Origin of the sequence: Pseudoduganella violacea (assembly GCF_014191875.1) — a bacterium.
Lineage (GTDB): Bacteria > Pseudomonadota > Gammaproteobacteria > Burkholderiales > Burkholderiaceae_D > Rugamonas > Rugamonas violacea_A.
Map to the genome: position 1 here is coordinate 258,985 of NZ_JACHXD010000006.1, position 18,448 is coordinate 277,432.

Consider the following 18,448-nt stretch of genomic DNA (forward strand, 5'->3'; position numbering starts at 1 on the left):
ATCATGGGTGAACAGATGAACCAGCCTATCCACGCGCAATTTTCCGCGCCGGCCCGCGACTCCAGCATTGGCGGCCTGCTGCTCGAATCCGGCAAGATCACGCCGGAAAATGCTGAACGCGTGCTGCGCATGCAAAAAGAACTGGGCATCCGCTTCGGCGAGGCCGCGCTCAAGCTGGGCCTGGTGACCGAAGCCGATATCCAGCAAGTGCTGGCGCGCCAGTTTGACTATCCCTATCTGCAGCCCGGCGAAGGCAAGTATGCGCCAGAACTGGTGGCGGCCTTCCAGCCGTTCAGCCCGCAGGTCGAGAAACTGCGCGCCGTGCGCAGCCAGCTGATGCTGCGCTGGTTCGCGCGCGGCCGCAAGGCGCTGGTGGTGGCCGGCGTCAATCCCGGCGACGGCGCCAGCCTGTTCGCGGCCAATCTGGCCATCGTGTTTTCCCAGCTCGGCGAAAACACCCTGCTGGTCGACGCCAATCTGCGCAAGCCGCGCCAGCACGAGATTTTCCAGCTGAACAACCGCCAGGGCTTGTCCGACGTGCTGGCCGGGCGCGCCGACCTCGATGCGCTGACGCGCGTGCCGTCCTTCCTCTCGCTGTCGGTGCTGGGCGCCGGCACGCAGCCGCCGAATCCGCAGGAATTGCTGAGCCGTACCAGCTTTGCCGCGCTCAACGGCCAGCTTGAGCAGCAGCACGATGTGGTGCTGTACGACGCGCCGGCCCACACCGTGGGCTCGGATGTGCTGGCGGTGGCGGCCCGCGCCGGCGGCGTGCTGCTGGTGGCGCGCAAGAACCACACCCAGCTGGCCGATATCCATGCCATGAGCGAGCAGCTGACCCAGGGCGGCGCCCAGGTTGTCGGTTCGGTCCTGGTGGAATTCTGATGAACGATATGGTGCGACGTAGCGCGCTTGCCGGACTGGCCCTGTCGCGCCAGGCGCTGTGGGAAGCGGGGCCGATTGCGCTCGGTTTTGCCTTCCTGCTGCTGCCTTCGCTGTACGGGCTGTTTACCGGCATCTGGTCGACCGAAGACCAGGCCCATGGCCCCATCATCCTGGCCTTGTCGGTCTGGCTGCTGGCGCGCAAGTGGCCCGCGGCCCTGGCCGCGCCGCGCACGGGCGGGCAGGGCGTGGGCGCCGTGCTGTTTGTGCTGGGCCTGTTGATGTATATGGCCGGCCGTTCGCAGCAGATCCTGGCCTTCGAGATCGGCTCCTTCGTCGTGCTGGCCGTGGCCATCGTGCTGATCAAGCTGGGCGGCGCGGCCTTGAAAGTGCTGTGGTTCCCCTTCTTCTTCATGCTGTTCATGGTGCCGCTGCCCAGCGCGGTGGTGGCGGCCCTGACCATGCCGATGAAGATGGCGGTCTCGTATGCCACGGAAACCCTGCTGTTCTGGGCCGGCTACCCGATCGCGCGCAGCGGCGTGATCTTGCAGATCGGCCAGTACCAGCTGCTGGTGGCCGATGCCTGCGCCGGGCTGCAAACCCTGCTGACGCTCGAAGCGCTGGGCCTGTTTTACCTGAACGTGGTGCGCCACACCTCGGCCTTCCGCAACACCATGCTGGCCCTGCTGATCATTCCGATCTCGTTTACCGCCAACGTGATCCGGGTGCTGACCCTGACCCTGATCACCTATTACTTCGGCGACGCGGCCGGGCAGGGCTTCCTGCATGGCTTCGCCGGCATGGTCTTGTTCATCAGCGCCCTGGTGCTGATCATCAGTCTCGATTCGGCATTGCAATATTTCATTAAGAGGCGGACCGCGGCATGAATCGCTCCATTCTCATCAGCTGCATTCTCGGCGGCGCCCTGGTGCTGTCCAGCGCCGGCGCGCGCTACTTGACGCCGACCGTGAAGGTGGCCGACGGCCGCCCGCCGGTGGTGCTGGAGCAGGCGATTCCGAGCCGCTTCGGCGACTGGGAAGAGGATAAGCACCAGATCGGCGCGGTGGTCAATCCGACCACCCAGGCCGAGATCGACCGCATTTATGCCCAGACCCTGGCGCGCACCTATGTCAACCGCAAGGGCGAGCGCATCATGCTGTCGATCGCCTATGGCACCGACCAGAGCGACAATCTGTCCGTGCATTTCCCCGAAGGCTGCTATGGCGGCCAGGGCTTCGCGGTCGGCCCGACCGTGCGCGGCACGCTGCAAACCGGCGCCGGCACGGTGCCGGTGGCGCGCCTGACGGCCAGCTTGAATGGCCGCATCGAGCCCATCACCTACTGGGTGGTGGTGGGCGAGCAATCCGTGGACAGCTCCTGGCAGTTGAAAAAGGCCAAGCTGGCGTACGCGCTCAAGGGCCTGATTCCGGACGCCACCCTGATGCGCGTCTCGAGCATCAGCGCCGACAGTGAGCGCGCCTTTGCCCTGCAGCAGCAGTTCGTCAATGACTTGCTGGCGGCCCAGCCGCCGGCGGCGCGGCGCCACTTCGCCGGGCTGGGGCAATAAGTAGCGAAGGACGCTGATGAAATTCCCGCTTTTCCGCCTGGCCGGCGCACCGGCCCGGCCGCTCGCCACGCTACGGACTCGCTTGCCGAGCCTGGGCCTGACGGCTGTTGTCTTGTGCTTGACGCTGCTGGCGCTGCTGCTGGGGGCGATCATTGCCCTCGGCTCGATCCAGATGACCATCACCTTCAGCGCCATGCTGCTGGCGCTGCCCGTGCTGTTCATGTTCAGCACGCGGCAATTGTTGCCGCTGTTGTTTGTGCTGACGTATCTGGTCCAGGGCGCGATGGTGGAGTTCCTGCACATGCGCATCGGCACCTGGATCACCAGCGCCCTGGCCGGCTTGCTGCTGGTGCGCGCGCTGCTCGAGTTATTGCAGCTCAACCGCTTCAAAGAGGGGCGGCCGCACGCGGATAGCCGCCCGGCCACGGCCGTGTATTTTGCCGGCTGGATTTATCTGGCGTTCTTCATGTTGAGCCTGTCCCAAGGCGAGGCCACCACCTTGCAGCGTATTTCCGCCCTGCGTTTCGCCATCCCCATGTTCGGTGTGCTGTTCGCCCTGTTCTGGTTCCGCTGGCCCATCCAGCGGCTGCAAATGATTTGGTGGCTATTGCTGGGCATGATCGTGCTGCAGTTGCCCTTGGTGGCATACCAGCACTTCGTCCTGGCCACGGCGCGGGACTGGGACTTGGTGACCGGGACGTTTGGCCACGGCTTGAGCGCAGTCCTGGTGCTGACCACGTTGGCAGCCATGGTCTATGCGCTGGCGCGCTGGCAGCATGGCGTCTCCAGTCACGTCTTGCCGGCGCTGATCGTGCCGACCGGCTTACTGATCTTGTTGCTGGGGGAGGTCAAGGCCATCGTGTTCTGGTTGCCGCTGGCCATCGTCATTGTGCTGCGCCGCCGCGTCTTGCGCAATGTGGGAACCCTGATCATGTACGCGGTATTTGCTCTGGTGTTTGCGGTGGGGACTTTTAGCGCCTACAAGGCCATGTATTGGGGCGAGAAAGCGGTTGCTGGCAATACCATCGAAGAAAAGCTTGAACGTACCGGCGGTTATTTCTTTGACGTGCGCCAGATGAATTTCCGCAACGGCGAAGTCAGCCGCGCCGCCTCACTCTACCTTTGGTATACCGATCCACAGCCGGGGGTGCCGGAGCGCCTGATCGGTTATGGTCCCGGCGCCAGTCTTACCAGCGCCGGAACCGGTAAAGGCGTGGTGGCGGCCCGCTATCGGACCTTATCCATCAATTCCACGGCGGTCACCCAGTTGTTATGGGATGTTGGCATCCTGGGCTGCATCGCTTTCCTCGCCTTCCTGGGCCTCGGGGTGGCGGCGGGATGGCGCTTCATGCAATCGGGCCGTGGCAACCCGCAAGAGCGGGCCATGGTCGATACGGCTTTGACCATGCTGGTACTCTACGGCACGACGGTGATTTATAACCGCAGCCTGCTCGACGAACCCACCATGCAGCTGCTGTTCTTCTTCTGCCTGGGCTGTATCGTGCAGTTCTGGCGTTTCGGCAGCACCGCTGGCCGCCCGGCGGCGCATACCTGACATAAAGGAGCGGGCCCGGCCCGTGATTCATCATGATTCCCAAGATTATCCATTATTGCTGGTTTGGTAACGGCAAACCAAGCATCCTGCACCAGCGTTGCATCGACTCCTGGCGCCGGTTCTGTCCGGATTACGAGGTACGCCTGTGGAACGAGCAGAATTCCGACTTGGAGAATGCCTATTGCCGGGCGGCGATCGCCAAGAAAAAATGGGCTTTCGTTTCTGATTGGGTGCGTTTCGATGCCCTGTATCGGGAAGGTGGGATTTATCTCGATACCGATATGGAGCTGATCCGCCCCCTCGATGGCGTGATCGACTACCCGAATTGCGTGATGGCGCGCGAGAGCCGCCGCTCCGTGGCGACGGCGTTTATCGCTTGCCGCGCCGCCGATCCGGTGATGGCGGCCGCGCGCCAGGTCATTTTGGCGGAACTGGCACCACGTAAGGTGTTTACCACTTCGCCGCTGATCGTTGGCCGGGCTATCGACCTGGCGGGAGCGGCCAGCACCACGGTGCTGACGGAGAAGTCCTTCTATCCCTTCAACCCGTATGATCACGAGAATGCCCTGAATGCGCGCCAATTCATGTATTCCGATGTGACGGCGGAAACGGTGGGCATCCATCACTATGGCCTGAGCGCCGGCTGGGCGGACGGACGGCTGCAGCGGGCGGCGCGTCGCCTGCTGGGCAAGGCCGGGCTGCGGCCGGCCTGGCGAATCGCCTTCGACCTGTTCCCGCCCTCGACGGCGCTGGCGGCGCGGTAAAGCATGCCTGCGATTTCAGTGGTCATGCCGGCCTACAATGCCGCCGCCTTCCTGCAGGAAGCCATCGACAGCATTCTGGCCCAGACCTTTACCGATTTCGAACTGATCGTGATCAACGATGGTTCGACCGATGCCACCGTCAGCTTGCTGGCGCAGCAAAGCGATCCGCGCGTGCGCGTGGTCGACAATGGCGTCAACCGGGGGCTGATCTATACCCGCAATCTCGGCATCGATCTGGCGACGGCGCCCTTCATCGCCTTCCTCGATAGCGATGACTTGGCGTTCCCGCAGCGTTTGCAGCGGCAGTACGATTATCTGCAGCAGCATCCCGAGGTCGATGCCGTGGGTTGCTGGTCGCAGCCCATTGATGCCGAGGGACGGCCGCGGCCGTACGCCTGGCGCTTGCCGGGCGATAGCGATTTCGTCAAGGCGACGCTGCTGTTCCGGGCGTATATCAGCACGCCAGCCTTCTTTGTGCGGACCGAGGTCATGCGCGCGCTGCGCTTTTCGCCTGAGCATGATCTGGCGGAAGACTACGATATGTACACGCGCGGCGTGCAGCACTACCGCTTCGTCAATCTGCCCGAAGTCTTGATCGCCATCCGCATTCACGGCAACAATATCACGCGGCTGAAAAAAGACCGGCTGGCGCAGAATATGAACGCCATCAGCGCCAAGCTGTTGCGGCGCCTGGAGATCGAGGCGAGCGAGGACGAGCTGCGCCTGCACCGTTATATCGAATGGCTGGACGAGGCCCCCGCCCAGGTCTTGCAGCGCAGCCGCGCGTGGCTGGCGCGCATCGTCGCGGCCAACCAGCGCTGCGGCTTATATGAGGCGCGCGCGCTGCGCCATGCTGTGGCCGAGCGCTGGTTTGCCGTCTGCAACGCCAACAGCCATGCCGGCCTGGGCGTGCTGCTGGCCTGGTTGCGCGGACCGCATTCCTGGGGCGGCGTGCTGGGGCCGCGCGACTACCTGAAACTGTGCGCCAAGACGCTGCTGGGCAGCCTGCGTCGGCGTGGATAAGGATTGTTTTTGAAGTCAAGTATCTTTAGTTTCCTCTGGCTGGCCAGCGAAAAGCTGGTGCGCATCTTTACCGGCGTTTTCGTCGGCCTGTGGATCGCGCGCTATCTGGGGCCGTCCCAGTATGGCGTCTACATGTATGCGCTGGCCTGGGTCGGCCTGTTTAACGGTATCGCCTGGTTCGGCGTCGGGGAAAACGTGATCCGCAACCTGGTGCGCAATCCGGGCAGCGATGACGAGGTGCTGGGCGCGGCGTTTGCCATCCGCCTGATCGGCTCCCTGATGGCCGGCACGCTGGCGGTGGCCGTCATGTATGTTTCCGGCCGGCGCGAGGCGGAGCTGCTGCAACTGGTCATTCTGATGAGTCTGGCCATTCCGTTTGCCGAAACCCCGGCCGGCATCTTCCTGTTCTTCCAAAGTAAATTGGCCATCGCCATGCCGGTGATGCTGCAAAACGGCGTGCGCCTGGCCGCTGCCGCGCTGCGCATCGGCCTGATCCTGGCCGGCTGCAGCCTGCCCTGGTTCGGCGCGGCGGTACTGGTCGAATCGGTGGGCATTTTCCTGGTCCTGTTTGGCTTGTATCTGGCGCGCGGCGGCCGCCTGTCGACTTGGAAATACAGCTGGGAAGGTATCCGCGCGATGATGATCCAGGGCACGCCGATCGCCATTTCCGCCTTGATTTCGAGCTTGGCGGCGCGCATCGACCAGTTGATGCTGGGCTGGTTTACCGACTTCGTCCAAGTCGGCATGTATGGCGCGGCCCTGCGCTTTTCGGAATTCTGGTGGACTTTCGCGCCCATCCTGATGAACTCGCTCTCGCCCAAATACATTTTCAATATCGAAGATCCCCAGCAGATGCAGCGCAATATCATGCGCATCAAGGCCGCCATGCTGGCCATCAGCCTGGGACCGGTGCTGCTGATCCTGCTCATCGGCGACTATGCGATTCCCTTGCTGCTGGGCCAGCAGTACGCGGCGGCCCTGCCCGTGCTGTATGTGCATATTTTCATCGCCGTGTTTGTGTTCTTCGATGCGCCGCTGGCCCAGTATTTACTGGCCGGCAACCGGCAAAGTCAGCTCATCTGGAAGTCGGTCTTCATGTTGGGCGTCAATGCCCTGCTCAATTTATGGCTGGTGCCGCTGCAGGGCGCGGTCGGCGCCGCGCTGGCGACATTGTGCGCCTATGCTCTAACCTTGCTGGTATTTTATCGCCTGGTGCCGGCGTATCGGGATTTAGGGCAACTCCAGCTCGGTTCGCTGGCTTTCATCTGGCGTCTGGCGCGCGGCCGGGAACGCTGGAGAATCGGCTGAACCTGCTTGAGATGCGACAGTCCCCGCACTGAAACAAATCCCGCCTTGGAGCGCTGCTGGCTTGCCGGTAAGATGGGCTTCTTTATCCACGGCCACGGCGGGAATTTGCAGAAGGTTGCCACTAGACAACGAACATTGCTTTTGATTCGTGTATAGTACGGCCTGGTTCCAACTGCACGCTGATTTGACCGGATCATTGAAGGCGGCGGCCCGCGCGCGGCAGCGCGTGGGAGAGCATCCCCGATGCTGAGTTTTCATGGAGACTTCAAATGACTTTCGGCAATAACATACTTGCTAGCATGATCGCGCTGGGTTTGGCGTCGATCGCGGTTCCCAGTCATGCGGACTGGGCCTTGTCGGCCGATCCGATCGCGGTCAAGCCGCGCCCGGAGCAAATGCAGGTGCAGCCGCAGAACCCGCCGGCCTTCACCTGGTCGCGCCATCCGCTCAAGCCGGCCAGTTACACGGTGGAAGTGAAGTCGGGCAGCGCGGTGGTGGCCACCTACACCACGAAACGCAATTTCTACCTCCCTGCCAAGGCGTTCGCTGCGGGCACCTATACCTGGCGTGTGACGCCCTCGACGGTGGAAGCCTGGTCGACCCCGCGTACCTTTGTGATCGACTCGACGTCCAAGGTCTTCGAAGTGCCGGAATCGGAAGTGCTGCGGACCAATGCCATCAAGCACCCGCGGCCGCGCATCCTGCCCAAGGAGTTCATGCCCGTCGCGCAATGGTCGGCGGCCATGAAAACCGACCGCGGCGCGGCGCTGACCCGGTTGACCAATGAAGTCACGGGCCGGATCACCTCGTTGGTGCCGATCCGCGATACGGACTGGGTGATGTTTACCACCACCACCGCGTCGGCGGCGCGCTCGGCGCAGGATACCGATATCCGTACCAAGATCGGCTTGGCGGCGCGCCAAGCGGAGGCCGCGGCCCTGTTGTTCCGCCTGACCGGCGATGTCAAATTCCTCAACGAAGCGCTGTTGCGCGGCGACCAGCTGGCGGCCCTGAATCCCTACGGCACCACCAGCTACAGCAACCAGGACCAGGCCACGCGCCAGATCGCGTTCTCGCTGGCCAAGTCGGTGGATTTGATTTACGACAAGCTCGACGCCACGCGGCGGGCCGCCTGGCTGAAAGCCATCGAGCAGCGCGTGGCCGTGATTTATGCCGACCTGGCCGGTGGTGATGGCCGGATGGACCAGTACCCCTTCGATTCGCATGGCGGCAGTAATCTGGGCTATGTGTCCGTGATCGCCGCGCTGCTGGTCAACGAAATTCCGGCAGCCCAGACCTGGTTTGATTTCGCCGTGCGCGCCTTCATCCATTCGACCTCGGTCTGGAGCGGCCCGGAAGGTGGCTTCTCTCAGGGCACGGCCTACGGCACGTATACGGCCGACATCTTGCTGCAGCAATGGCAGCCGCTGGGCGAGGCGTTGGGCTTGAACCTGTTCAATAAACCCTGGGCCATCGGCTTCACCAATTACATGATGCACTTCCTGCCGCCAGGCAGTCCGGGCAATGTGTTTGGCGACGAGCGCGAGATCATTCCGAACTGGGGCTTGACCAAGGCCTTCGCCTCGCGCTACACCACGCCGACGGCCGCCTGGTACGCGAAGAACCAGCTGGGCGATGAAAACGACCTGACCTTGCTGACGGCCCGCTATCCTTTGCCGGTGCAGACCGTGACGACGGCCGTGCCGCCGGCCAATGCCGCGCTGTACCCGAGCATCGGCTGGGTCGCCATGCACAGCAGCATGGCCGACCGCGCCCGCACCTCGCTGTACTTCAAGTCCAGTCCCTATGGTTCCTACAACCATAGCCACAGCGACCAGAATTCCATTGTTCTGAACAGTGGCGGGCGCCGTCTGCTGATGGAAGCGGGTTATCAGGACTACTATATGTCGCCGCTGGTGACCAGCTGGTATCGCCAGACCAAGGCCCATAACGCCATCACCTATGACGGCGGCGTCGGCCAGTTCACTCAGGGCACGGGCGAAAACCTTGGTTACAACGGGCGCATCACGGCCTTCAGCACGAGCGCCGCGCTCGACTACGCGGAAGGCGACGCCACCCCGGCCTATGCCGGCAGCCTGAGTGCGGCCATCCGCAAAGTCTGGTATTTGCGCGGCCAGGATGCGGTGGTTGTGTTGGACAAGATCAGTTCGCCGGCCGCGCATAAATTTGAATGGAATATGCACGCCGCCGGCCCGATCAAAACCGAGGCGCCCGCTAAAGTCGCCATCACCAATGTGGACCGCTCGGTCTGCCTGACGGATCTGAGCAGCGGCTCGGTCTTCGAAACGCGCAGCGGCCCGCCGCCGAAGGCTGGCATGGTCGAAAACCATGGTGCTTATGTCAAGACGGCGGCGGCCACCAGCGCCGAATTCCTGGTCGTGCTCGACGTCGGTTGCAAGCGCCCGGCGGTCACGCTGACCAACACGGCCTCGGGCCGCACGCTGACCATCGGCACCCAGACGCTGAACCTGCCCAAATAAGCCGGGGAGGGCGGATGAAAAACGGTTGCGTTAAAGCAACCGTTTTTTTTTGCGCGGCGCAGCAGCGGCAGCCCATCCGCACGATAGAACTGCGGCGCTGAGCGTGGCCGGTTTTCGTTTACAATCTCCTGGACAAGATTGCAAAAGTGGCAAATTGCTGCCGCCACAATTGTATTTTTGTTGACATTGTGTTATTGTTTGGCACTGCCTGTGCCGGTGGTTCCGAGCGCCCCCTGATTCTTCCACGAGTTTCCGATGTTAGCTTCCCTGCGAAAAGAAGTGCTGTATGGTGGACGCGCCTTGTTGCGCGACAATTATTTGAGCCGGCGCCTGATGTGGCGCCTGGTGGGCCAGGAACGCCTCGCCCCCGAGGCTTTGCAAGACTTGCAGCATCGGCTTTTGCGGCGCAGCATGCAAGCGGCCGTCGCGGCCTTGCCCTACTACCGCCATATCCGCAGCGATTTCAGCGCGGCGGAAGCGCCGCAAGCCTTGCGCGAACTGTTTCCCGTGATCGACAAGCCGACCTTGCTGCAGCAACCCGCTGCCCTTTACCCGCACGGCGGGCGCAAGCGGGTGTGGGAAGCCTGGGGCAAGACCAGCGGCACCACGGGCTCGCCGCTGACCATTATCCGCAGCATGGCCTCGGTGCAGATGGAGCAAGCCTTTATCAAGCGCCACTGGACCTGGGGCGGCTTTCACGACGGCATGCGGCGCGCCAGCCTGCGCGGCGATCTGGTGGCCGCGCCCGAACGGCGCCAGCCGCCGTTTTGGTTTTACAACCGCTATAACCAGCAACTGCTGCTCTCGTCGCGCCACTTGAACGAGGCTTGCGTCGATGCCATCATCGACGAGCTCGAGCGCTTTGCGCCGGCCATGCTGCAAGCCTATCCGTCGACCGCTTACACGCTCGCGCAATTCCTGCAGCGGCGCGGCCGCCGGCTGCGCATTCCGGTGCTGTTCAGCGCCTCGGAACCGCTGTATCCGCACCAGCAGGAGCTGATCGAGCAGTGGCTGGCGCCGAAAATCATGGACATGTATGGCATGGCCGAGCGGGTGGCATTCGCCACCCAGTGCGAACACGGGGAAACCCATATCAATCCCGATTATTCATATGTGGAAATCCTGGACGAGCAGGGCCGGCCGACCGAGGACTACGGCCACATCGTCGGCACCACCTTCCATAATCTGAGCCAGCCGCTGCTGCGTTACCGGCTCAGCGACCGCAGCCGCTGGAAGCCGGGGCAGTGCCGCTGCGGCCGGCCTTTCCCCATGATCGAATCCGTCACCGGCAAGCTGGAAGACGCCATTACCGGCGGCGATGGCGCGTTTGTCAGCCCCTCGGTGCTGACCTTCGCGTTCAAGGGCGTGCAGCATATCCGCAAATCCCAGGTGGCGCAGACGGCGCCGGGCCAGTGGGAAATCCGGCTGGTGCCCGATGCCGGTTTCAGCGCGGCCGACAGCGAACTGCTGTTGCGCAATATCCGCGAGCTGGTCGACGCCACCGTCCAGGCCCGCGTCGTCCTGCGCGACGAGCTGCCCAATACCGCGGCCGGCAAATTCCGCTGGGTCGTCAATGAAAGCCCGCGCAGCTCTTTTTAAGTGAGACCATTATGTTATTTCGAATTGCCGTTGCAGCTTTCGGTTCCGACTGGAAGCTGAAGCGTTTATGCGCCGAATGCCGTACTCCCTGGCTGCGGCGGGTGTTGATCAAGCTGTATGGCCTGTACCAGTATGAGAACGGCAGTTCGATTGCCTGGGATTCTCAGTTTGCTGGCGAACCGTGCTTTCCGCATGGACCCAAAAGCATTTTCGTTTCAGGTGGCGCCAAGATCGGCCGCAATTGTGTGATCTTCCAGCAGGTGACGATCGGTTCAAATACCTTGCCCGGCTCCAAAGGCATGGGCGCGCCGACGATCGGAGACAATTGCTATATCGGCGCAGGCGCCAAGATCGTCGGCGCCGTGCGCGTCGGCCACAATGTGCGCATCGCGGCCAATGCCGTGGTGTACGAGGATGTGCCCGACAACAGCGTGGTGCTATCGGGCGAGCAGCGTACCGTGACACGCGCGGCACCGCTGGACAACCGCTTTTACAGTTTCCGCGGCCGCTGGATGTTCTTCAGTGATGGCGCCTGGACGCCTGTGGTCGATGCCGCGGTGCTGGCTGGCTTGAGTGGGGGACAGTTGCGCTCGCCCGCCCAGCAGGAGTCCCAGCCATGAAGAAAATCCTCATGCTCGGCACCGGCCTGCAGACCATGGGCGGCGTGGCCGCCGTGATCCGGGTGTATGCCGAGGCCGGCTTGCTCAGCCGCTTTGATATCGCCTATCTGGGCACCCACCGCGACGGCGGCAAGGGCGCCAAGCTGGGGGCCATGCTGGGCGCCTACGCGCGTTTCGTCGGCATGCTGTGCCGCGGGCAGCTGGGCCTGATCCATGTGCATGTGGCCTCGCGCGCCAGCTTTTGGCGCAAGTCCTTCTTTTTCCTGCTGGCCTTCCTGTTCCGGATTCCCGCCATCCTGCATTTGCATGGCGGCGAATTCGCGCTGTTTTATGGCCGCGAGTGCGGCCCGGTGCGGCAGGCGCTGATCCGCTTCATTTACAACCGCGCCAGCCGGGTGATCGTGCTGTCCGAGGCGTGGCAGCAATGGGTGCGCGGCATCAGCCGCAATCCGCACGTGACGGTGATCCATAATCCGGTTGTCATGCCGGCGTCCATGGTGCCGTGGGCGGCGCGCCGCGCCGGCACGGTGCTGGCTTTGGGGCGCCTGTGCAAAGGTAAGGGCAGCTACGATTTGCTCGAGGCGGCGGCGCAACTGGTCGCGGCGCAGCCAGACTTGCAGCTGCGCCTGGGCGGCGATGGCGAATTGCCGGCCGTCGCGGCCCGGGCGGCGCAACTGGGGCTGGCCGAGCATCTGCGCTTGCTGGGCTGGGTCAGTGGCGTGGATAAGCAAGCGCAGCTGGAACAAGCCAGCGTCTTCACGCTGCCGTCCTATAACGAAGGCTTGCCGATGAGCGTGCTGGAAGCCATGGCGGCCGGCCTGCCCGTGGTCACCACGCCCGTCGGCGGCATTCCGGATGCCGTGACCGATGGCGTGGAGGGCTTCCTGGTTCCGCCCGGCGATGTCGCGGCGCTGGCCATGCGCCTGCAACAGTTGCTAAACGATACGCAGTTGGCGCAGCGCATGGGCGAGGCGGGGCGGCGCAAGGTCGCCACGATGTTTGCGACGCAGGCCGTGCTGCCGCAGCTGGAAAAAATGTACACCGAATTGGGATTCGCACCGAAATGACCTCCTTAGCGTGGAAGCTCAACCGCCTGAAACTGATGGGCGCGCCCGAAATCGCCTGGCGCGTGCAGCAACTGCTGCAAAAGAAGGCCAGTAAATTCGGCCTGGGTCTGGCGGCCCGGGCGCCGGCGCCGGACCTGGGCCGCCTGGGGGCGGCCTTTGTCGGCGATGCCGCCGCCGGCGTCGATCAAGCCACCGTTTGTGCCGCCGCCGACGCCATCCTGGCCGGGCGCTGGAATGTGTTCGCCCTGCGCGGCTTGCCGCTGGGCTTCCCGCCGCAATGGAACCGCGATCCCAAGACCGGCACCACGGCGCCCATGCAGTTGGGCAAGCTGATCGACTACCGCAGCGAGCGCGTGGTGGGCGATATCAAGTATCTGTGGGAGCCGAGCCGCCACCTGGAACTGGTGACGCTGGCCCTGGCCTGGCGCCTGAGCGGGGAGCGCCGTTATGCGGAGGGCGCGCGCGAGCTGTTACAATCCTGGCTTGCGCAATGCCCGTATCCGCAAGGCGTGCACTGGACCAGCTCGCTGGAACTGGCGGTGCGGCTTTTGAACTGGGCCTTTGCCTGGCAACTGCTGGGCGGCAAGACGTCCTTCCTGTTCGAAGGGGAGGGCGGCCAGCGCTTCCTGCGCCAGTGGCTGGACAATGTCTACCAGCACTGCCACTTCATCCGCGGCTATTTCTCGCGCCATTCCTCGGCCAACAACCATTTGTTCGGCGAATACATGGGCCTGTTCGTGGCGGCCGTCAACTGGCCGTGCTGGCCGGAGGCGGCGCGCTGGCAAGCCCTGGCCCAGCGCGGCCTGGAAGAAGAAGCGCTGAAACAAAACACGGAAGATGGGGTCAATAAGGAGCAGGCCATCTATTACCAGCACGAGGTGATGGACATGATGCTGCTGTGCCAGCGCATCGGCGCGGCCAATGGCGTCGGCTTCAGCCAGGCCTACCGCCAGCGCCTAGAGCGCCTGGCCGAGTTCGTGGCGGCCCTGATGGATGCTGGCGGCCATGTGCCGATGACGGGCGACGCCGACGATGCCCAGATGGTGCGCCTGGGCTACGAGCCGGGCTGGTGTCCTTACCGCTCGCTGCTGGCCAGTTGCGCGCTGCTGTTCGGCCGGCCCGACTTCAAGGCCAAGGCGGGCCGTCTGGACGACAAGAACCGCTGGCTGTTCGGCGCGGCCGGCGCGGCGCGCTGGGACGAACTGGGCGCGGCCGGGCCCGAGCGGCCGGTGCTGGCTTTCCCGCAGGGCGGCTACTACCTGCTGGGCAAGGATTACGGCCAGGCCGGCGAAGTGCGGCTGGTGGCCGATTGCGCGCCGCTGGGCTATCTGTCGATCGCGGCCCACGGCCATGCCGACGCGCTGGCGTTTACGCTGTCGCTGGGCGGCGAAGAGTTTTTGATCGATCCCGGCACCTATGCCTACCACACGCAAAAGCTGTGGCGCGACTATTTTCGTAGTACCGCCGCCCACAACACGGTGCAGGTGGATGGCCAGGACCAGTCCGAGATCGGCGGCAATTTCATGTGGTTGCGCAAGGCGACGGCGCGGCTGCTGGCCCATGCCGCCACTGGCGAGTTGCAAGTGTTCGAGGGCGAGCACGATGGCTATACCCGGCTGGCGGATCCGGTGCTGCACCGCCGCAAAGTGGAATTTGATTCCAATCGGAACGCCCTTGTTATTAAAGATATATTAGAATGCCGGGGCGAGCACGCGCTGGCCCTGCATTGGCATTTCGCCGAAGGCTGCCAGGTCCAAGGCACGCGCAGCCAGCTCAGTATCGAGGGCGAGCGGGCGCGACTGAATATGCGCTGCGAGTTCGGCGCCGGGGTGGAATTGCTGCGTTGCAGCGAGTCGCCGCCCGCGGGCTGGATCTCGCGCAAGTTTGATGAAAAAGCCGGCATCAGCACCGCCATCTGGCGCGGTAAGATTGTTGGCACAACGGAAATCGTGACTGTCCTGGAATGGCAGTTCAAGGCACATTAATAGAGGAGTAATATCTTGAAAATCAGTATCTTTGGCCTGGGTTATGTAGGGGCGGTGTCCGCCGGCTGTCTGGCTTCCGACGGCCATACCGTGATCGGCGTGGACCCCAACCAAACCAAGGTGGACCTGATCAATCAGGGTACGACCCCGATTATCGAAAAAGACATCGGCGAGATGATCGCCGCCACCGTCAAGAGCGGCCTGCTGCGCGCCACCACCGATGTGCGCGACGCCGTGCTGGGCAGCGACATGTCCCTGATCTGCGTCGGCACCCCGTCCCAGCTCAATGGCAACCTGGACTTGAGCCATGTGCGCAAGGTGTGCCAGCAGATCGGCGCCGCCATCAAGGACAAGGCCGGCTTCCACGTGGTCGTGGCGCGCAGCACCATGCTGCCCGGCTCGATGACCTCGGTGGTCATCCCGGCCCTGGAAGAAGCGTCGGGCAAGAAGGCCGGCGTCGACTTCGGCGTCTGCAACAACCCCGAATTCCTGCGCGAAGGCACGGCGGTGTACGACTACTACCACCCGCCGAAAACCGTGATCGGCGAAACCGACGAGCAGGCCGGCGCGCTGCTGGTCAAGCTGTACGAGAAGATGGACGCGCCCCTGGTGCGCACCGACGTGGCCACCGCCGAAATGGTCAAGTACACCGACAATACCTGGCACGCGGTGAAAGTGGCGTTCGCCAATGAGATCGGCAATATCTGCAAGGCGGTCGGCATCGATGGCCACAAGGTCATGGAAATCTTCTGCCAGGACACCAAGCTGAACCTGTCGCCCTACTATATGAAGCCGGGCTTCGCCTTCGGCGGCTCCTGCCTGCCGAAAGACGTGCGCGCGCTGACCTACAAGGCGCGCAGCCTGGACCTCGATCTGCCGCTCTTGAATTCCGTGCTGCCGTCGAACCAGAAGCAGGTGGAAAAAGGCTTGAAGATGATCGTCGACAAGGGCGCGCGCAAGGTCGGCATCCTCGGCTTCTCGTTCAAGGCCGGCACCGACGACCTGCGCGAATCGCCGCTGGTCGACGTGATCGAACATCTGCTGGGCAAGGGCTACGAGCTCAAGCTGTACGACAAGAACGTCAACCTGGCCGCCCTGACCGGCGCCAACCAGGATTACATCCTGAACCACATCCCGCACATCTCCAAGCTCATGGTCAATTCCATGGACGAGGTGCTGGACTTTGCCGACACCGTGGTGATCGGCAATGGCGCGGCCGAATTCAAGGCCGTGCCCGCGCGCCTGAAAGCCGGCCAGCAACTGGTTGACCTGGTGCGCATCAGCGCCGAGCAAAGCGGAGGTCAGTACGATGGCATCTGCTGGTAAGCCGCGCCGCGTCCTGATCCTGGTCGAGAACCTGCCGTCGCCGTTCGACCGCCGCGTCTGGCAGGAAGCGACCACCTTGCACGCCAATGGCTACGAGGTGTCGATCATCTGCCCGACCGGCAAAGGCTATGAGTCGCGCTACGAGGCCATCGAGGGCATCCATATCTACCGCTACCGCCTGCCGCTCGAAGCGGAAGGCGCGAAAGGCTATGCGATCGAGTATTCGGCGGCCCTGTTCCACACCTTCCGCCTGGCGTGGAAAGTGCTGTTCCAGCGCGGCTTCGACGTCATCCACGCCTGCAATCCGCCCGACCTGCTGTTCCTGATCGGCGGCTTCTTCAAGCTCACCATGGGCAAGAAGTTCCTGTTCGACCACCACGACATCAACCCGGAGCTGTACGAGGCCAAGTTCGGTCGCCGCGACTTCTTCTACAAGCTGATGGTGCTGTTCGAGCGCTGGTCCTTCAAGACCTCGGACGTGTCGATCGCCACCAACGAGTCCTACAAGAAAATCGCCATCGAGCGCGGCGGCATGGACCCGGACAAGGTGTATGTGGTGCGCAGCGGTCCCAAGCTGGACCGCCTGCGCGTGCTGCCGCCGGTCGAGCGCCTCAAGAAAGGCCGCCGTTTCCTGGTTGGCTATGTCGGCGTGATGGGCGCGCAGGAAGGCATCGACCTGCTGCTGGAAGCGGCGCGCCACCTGATCCAGGTCATGGGCCGCACCGATGTGCAGTTCGGCCTGGTGGGCGGCGGTACCTCGCTCGACCAGATGCGCCAGATGGCGGCCGATATGGGCATCGCCGACCACGTGACCTTCACCGGCCGCGTGCCCGACCAGGACTTGCTGGAAATGCTGAACACGGCCGATGTCTGCGTCAACCCCGACGTGGCCAACGATATGAACGACAAGTCGACCATGAACAAGATCATGGAATACATGGCGCTGGGCAAACCCATCGTCCAGTTCGACCTGGTCGAAGGCAAGGTGTCGGCACAGGAAGCCTCGCTCTACGCGCTGAAGAACGATCCCATCGATATGGCGCGCAAGATCGCCGAACTGCTCGACGATCCGGAACGCCGCGCGCGCATGGGCGAGTATGGCCGCAACCGCGTGGTCAACGAGCTGGAATGGGAATACGAGGCGCCCAAGCTGCTGGCCGCCTACGAACGCCTGTACTCGGCCAATGCGCCGCTGCCGAACGCCGTGCCGCCTTACCGCAAAGGAAGCTGAATGAAGATTCTGGTTACCGGGGGCATGGGTTATATCGGCTCCCACACCTGCGTCGAATTGCTGCAGGCCGGCCACGAGGTCGTGGTGTTCGACAATCTGTCCAACGCCGATCCCGCCGTGGCCGAGCGCGTGGCCCGCATCGCCGGCCGCGCCTTCGCTTTCGTGCAGGGCGATATCCGCGACCGTGCCGCGCTGGCGGCCCTGTTCGCCGCCCACCGCTTCGATTCGGTGATCCATTTCGCTGGCTTGAAAGCGGTCGGCGAATCGGTCGAGCAGCCGCTGCGCTATTACGACAACAATATCAGCGGCAGCGTGGCGCTGTTCGAAAGCATGGCCGCGGCCGGCGTCAAGTCGCTGGTGTTTTCCTCGTCGGCCACGGTGTATGGCGATCCGGCCTCGGTGCCGATCACCGAAGACTTCCCGCTGTCGGCCACCAATCCCTATGGGCGTAGCAAACTGGTCATCGAAGAGATCCTGCGCGACCTGGCCAAGTCCGACGCCAGCTGGCGCATCGCGCTGCTGCGCTACTTCAATCCGGTGGGTGCCCATGAAAGCGGTCTGATCGGCGAACAGCCGAACGGCATTCCGAATAATCTGCTGCCGTATGTGGCCCAGGTGGCCGAGGGGCGGCGCGAATTCCTCAGCGTGTTCGGCGGCGATTACCCGACCGTGGATGGCACCGGCGTGCGCGACTACATCCACGTGGTCGATCTGGCGCGCGGCCATGTGCGCACGCTGGACAAGCTGGCGACAGGCCCGGGCGTATTTACCTACAATCTGGGAACGGGACGCGGCAACAGCGTGCTGGAAATGGTGCGCGCCTTTGAAGCGGCCAGCGGCCAGCCGGTACCTTACCGCATCGTGGCGCGCCGCGCCGGCGATGTGGCGGCCTGCTATGCCGATACCGAGCTGGCTGAACGCGAACTGGGCTGGCGCGCCGAATACGATATCGGCCGCATGTGCACCGACGCCTGGCGCTGGCAGTCCTCGGCAAAATAAAAACACCGCGCAAACGCTACAAGG

General features: G+C 63.4%; 15 protein-coding genes. All 15 read left to right on the forward strand.

Annotation, left to right across the window (positions count from 1 at the left end; translation table 11 throughout):
* The first annotated feature begins 15 nt into the window (after positions 1-15).
* The 15 genes from epsG to galE all read left to right on the forward strand — a co-directional run bounded on the left by epsG (position 16) and on the right by galE (position 18,424).
* The gene (gene epsG, locus FHS03_RS13165) at positions 16-882 is read left to right on the forward strand and encodes a chain length determinant protein tyrosine kinase EpsG (protein ID WP_183441413.1); all 867 of its coding nucleotides are present in this window, start codon (positions 16-18) and stop codon (positions 880-882) included.
* Positions 882-1,766 carry an exosortase B gene (gene xrtB / locus FHS03_RS13170; RefSeq protein ID WP_183441414.1) on the forward strand — a complete coding sequence of 295 codons (885 nt, stop codon included), beginning with the start codon at positions 882-884 and terminating at the stop codon, positions 1,764-1,766. The genes epsG and xrtB overlap by 1 nt, the downstream gene beginning before the upstream one ends.
* Positions 1,763-2,446, forward strand: a complete 684-nt coding sequence (gene epsI, locus FHS03_RS13175; protein WP_183441415.1) for an exosortase-associated protein EpsI, B-type — start codon at positions 1,763-1,765, stop codon at positions 2,444-2,446. The genes xrtB and epsI overlap by 4 nt, the downstream gene beginning before the upstream one ends.
* Before the next feature lie 16 nt (positions 2,447-2,462).
* Positions 2,463-4,001, forward strand: a complete 1,539-nt coding sequence (locus FHS03_RS13180) for a hypothetical protein (protein WP_183441416.1) — start codon at positions 2,463-2,465, stop codon at positions 3,999-4,001.
* Between the two features lie 32 nt (positions 4,002-4,033).
* Complete coding sequence (locus tag FHS03_RS13185; protein ID WP_183441417.1) at positions 4,034-4,765, forward strand: glycosyltransferase family 32 protein; 732 nt, start codon at positions 4,034-4,036, stop codon at positions 4,763-4,765.
* A gap of 3 nt (positions 4,766-4,768) precedes the next feature.
* Positions 4,769-5,788: a glycosyltransferase family 2 protein gene (locus FHS03_RS13190; protein ID WP_183441418.1), complete on the forward strand. Its 1,020-nt coding sequence runs from the start codon at positions 4,769-4,771 to the stop codon at positions 5,786-5,788.
* Positions 5,789-5,797: 9 nt separating this feature from the next.
* On the forward strand, positions 5,798-7,096 hold the full coding sequence (locus FHS03_RS13195; RefSeq protein ID WP_183441419.1) for a flippase: 1,299 nt from the start codon (positions 5,798-5,800) through the stop codon (positions 7,094-7,096).
* Between the two features lie 269 nt (positions 7,097-7,365).
* Entirely contained in the window at positions 7,366-9,597 is a 2,232-nt protein-coding gene (locus tag FHS03_RS13200; RefSeq protein ID WP_229426195.1) for a heparinase II/III domain-containing protein, read from the forward strand.
* A 255-nt stretch (positions 9,598-9,852) separates the two neighbouring features.
* Entirely contained in the window at positions 9,853-11,196 is a 1,344-nt protein-coding gene (locus FHS03_RS13205; protein WP_183441420.1) for a phenylacetate--CoA ligase family protein, read from the forward strand.
* 104 nt (positions 11,197-11,300) lie between these two features.
* Positions 11,301-11,816, forward strand: coding sequence for a serine acetyltransferase (locus FHS03_RS13210; protein WP_221208133.1), 516 nt, complete (start codon positions 11,301-11,303; stop codon positions 11,814-11,816).
* A complete protein-coding gene (locus FHS03_RS13215) occupies positions 11,813-12,883 on the forward strand; it encodes a glycosyltransferase family 4 protein (RefSeq protein ID WP_183441422.1) in 1,071 nt (356 codons plus the stop codon). The genes FHS03_RS13210 and FHS03_RS13215 overlap by 4 nt, the downstream gene beginning before the upstream one ends.
* On the forward strand, positions 12,880-14,868 hold the full coding sequence (locus tag FHS03_RS13220; protein WP_183441423.1) for a heparinase II/III family protein: 1,989 nt from the start codon (positions 12,880-12,882) through the stop codon (positions 14,866-14,868). The genes FHS03_RS13215 and FHS03_RS13220 overlap by 4 nt, the downstream gene beginning before the upstream one ends.
* 15 nt (positions 14,869-14,883) lie before the next feature.
* Positions 14,884-16,194 carry a nucleotide sugar dehydrogenase gene (locus FHS03_RS13225; RefSeq protein WP_183441424.1) on the forward strand — a complete coding sequence of 437 codons (1,311 nt, stop codon included), beginning with the start codon at positions 14,884-14,886 and terminating at the stop codon, positions 16,192-16,194.
* A complete protein-coding gene (locus tag FHS03_RS13230; RefSeq protein WP_183441425.1) occupies positions 16,178-17,425 on the forward strand; it encodes a glycosyltransferase family 4 protein in 1,248 nt (415 codons plus the stop codon). Before FHS03_RS13225 ends, FHS03_RS13230 begins: the two co-directional genes overlap by 17 nt.
* Complete coding sequence (gene galE / locus FHS03_RS13235) at positions 17,426-18,424, forward strand: UDP-glucose 4-epimerase GalE (protein WP_183441426.1); 999 nt, start codon at positions 17,426-17,428, stop codon at positions 18,422-18,424.
* The last annotated feature ends 24 nt before the right edge of the window (positions 18,425-18,448 follow it).